This is a genomic window from Achromobacter spanius, assembly GCF_039673305.1.
GTDB classification, from domain to species: Bacteria; Pseudomonadota; Gammaproteobacteria; order Burkholderiales; family Burkholderiaceae_B; genus Achromobacter; species Achromobacter spanius_F.
In genome coordinates this window covers 1-2,323 of sequence record NZ_JBDJLJ010000116.1, presented here as the reverse complement: position 1 = coordinate 2,323, position 2,323 = coordinate 1, and the positions used below count along the sequence as shown (strand labels likewise).

Genomic DNA, 2,323 nt, shown 5'->3' with positions numbered 1-2,323 from the left:
CGTTCGGCCTGGCCGGCGCAGCGGGCGCCCTGGCCGCGCCGCTGGCGGGCCGGGTGGCCGACACGCGCGGTCCGCTGGCGGTCGCCAGCCTGGGCGCCGGGCTGACCATGGTGTCCTTCGCCGCCATGATCTTCCTGCCGCTGCTGCCGCCGCACGCCGCGCTGTGGCTGATCGGCGGCGCCGCGGTCGGCTTCGACCTGGGCATCCAGACCTCGCTGATCGCGCACCAGAGCATCGTCTACGGCATCGATCCCGCCGCCCGCAGCCGCCTGAACGCGATCCTGATGACGGGCGTCTTTGTGGGCATGGCCGCCGGCGGCGCGCTGGGCAGCCTGGCGCTGGCCCGCTGGGGCTGGACCGGCGTCACCGTGACGGCGGCGGGCGCGGCAGCCGCGGCGCTGGCCCTGCGCCTGTGGCCGTCGGCCAGCCGCAATGGCGAGGCCAGCCGCTACGCCGCATGAGGCCCGGGCCAGCCCCCTACTAAACCAGCACCGACACCGTCTGCGTGTTGGTGTATTCCAGCAGTCCGTCCAGGGCGTTCTCCACGCCCACGCCGGACTGCTTGTGGCCGCCGAACGGCACGTCGGGCGACATGACGTGGATATGGTTGATCCACACCGTGCCGGTCTCGAGCCGCCGCGCGATCGACTGCGCCAGGTCCACGTCGCGGGACCAGACCGATCCGCCCAGCCCGTACTCGGTGTCGTTGGCGCGGCGCACCACCTCGTCGATGTCGCGGAATTTCAGCAGCGGCAGCACCGGCCCGAAGGCTTCCTCCACCACGCTGCGCGCATCGTCGGGCGGATTGTCCAGAATGGTGACGGGCACGAAATAGCCCTTGCCCTCGGGCACCTCGCCCCCCGTGACGAAGCGCACGCCCGTGCGGCGCGCATCGGCGATCAGGTCCTTGACGCGGTCGAACTGCGCGCGGTTCTGGATGGGGCCAAGGCCGGTGCCGGGCTGCGACCCGTCGCCCACCACCACGCTTGCCGCATGGCCCGCGAGCGCGTCGGCGAACGCGTCGTAGATGGACTCATGCACGTACAGGCGCTTGGTCGCCAGGCAATACTGCGACGAATTGCGGAATGCGCCCCAGAACAGCTTGCCGGCCGTCTCCTTCACGTCGACATCCGGCAGCACGATCGCGGCGTCGTTGCCGCCCAGTTCAAGCGTCACCCGCTTGAGCCGGCTCGAGGCGCTCTGCATCACGCGGCGGCCGGTGGCGGTGGACCCGGTGAAGGCGATCTTGTCGATGCCCGGATGTTCGGTCAGCCACGGCCCGAGCCTATCGCCGCCGCTGATCACGTTCAGCACGCCCGGCGGCGTCAGGTCGCGGAACAGTTCGCCCATTTTCAGGGAGGTCAACGGCGTGTAGGGCGAAGGCTTGAGCACCACGGTGTTGCCGGCCAGCAGCGCCGGCGCGATCTTCCAGATGGCGAGCGTCATCGGGAAATTCCAGGGCGCGATCGCCGCCACCACGCCGATCGGCACCCGCCGGGTCTCGAACAGGTGACCCGCGCCGTCGTCGTGCCGTTCCACCGGCAGATCGCGCGCGGCAAAAGCCCGCAGCCATGCCACGCAGCGGCCGACCTCGGCGCGCGCGTCCGCATGCGGCTTGCCCTGTTCGCGCGTCAGCAGCCGCATGAAGCCGTCGGCGTTCTGCTCCAGGCGGTCGGCCATCGCGCGCAGCGCCGCCTGGCGTTCGCCGATGGGCAGGCCGCGCCACGGGCCGAAAGCGGCCCGCGCTGCCGCGACGGCGGCGTTCAGCTGGTCCAGCGACGCGTCGGGCGCGGCGGCGATCCGTTCTTCGGTCGCGGGGTTGAGCACGTCGAACGTCTGCGGCGAGGTTTGCGCGCGGCCGTTCAGCGTCATCGTGTAGTCGGAATCCAGATTCGCAATCATGGTTGAGATGCCTGTTCAAGAGTGGCAGGGAATGGACGGGCAGCCGCGCCGGCTGTCGGATCGGATTTCGGGCCGAGCAGCAGGCGCCCCACCACGCGCCCCGCGGACAGGTCGGCCAGCGCCGATTGCGCGTCGTCCAGGCAGCGGCAGTCGGTGGGAATGGCGCGCGGCCTGCGCTCGCGCACCAGCGCCATCAGCGCCCGCAGTTCCTCCAGGTTGCCGATATACGAGCCTTCGATGCTGATGGCGCGCATGGGGATCAGCGCGGGCGACAGGGTCAGTTCGCCGCCGAACAGCCCGACCAGGATCAGCTGGCCGCCCTTGGTCAGCATGTCCATGCCTTGCTGCACCGTGCCGGCCGCGCCCCCGCAGTCGATCACCGCCCATACCGGCCCCGCCGCCTGCCGGGCCTGCGCGGCGG

Annotated in this window: 3 protein-coding genes; 1 reads left to right on the top strand and 2 read right to left on the bottom strand. The window is 71.3% G+C overall.

Annotated features, from left to right (window positions below; genetic code table 11):
• On the top strand, positions 1 to 461 hold a 461-nt coding region (locus ABE485_RS31030), incomplete at its 5' end, for an MFS transporter (RefSeq protein ID WP_346519089.1).
• Positions 462 to 480: 19 nt separating this feature from the next.
• On the opposite strand, the gene ABE485_RS31025 is transcribed toward ABE485_RS31030, so the two are convergent.
• Complete coding sequence (locus ABE485_RS31025) at positions 481 to 1,902, bottom strand: aldehyde dehydrogenase family protein (RefSeq protein WP_346519088.1); 1,422 nt, start codon at positions 1,900 to 1,902, stop codon at positions 481 to 483.
• A partial coding sequence (locus tag ABE485_RS31020; protein ID WP_346519087.1) for a zinc-binding dehydrogenase occupies positions 1,899 to 2,323 on the bottom strand: 425 nt, incomplete at its 5' end. The genes ABE485_RS31020 and ABE485_RS31025, both read right to left, overlap by 4 nt.

Bases quoted from the DNA above. Each gene is read 5' to 3' on its own strand.
- ABE485_RS31025 (WP_346519088.1), bottom strand. From the start codon at position 1,902: ATGATTGCGAATCTGGATTCCGACTACACGATGACGCTGAACGGCCGC.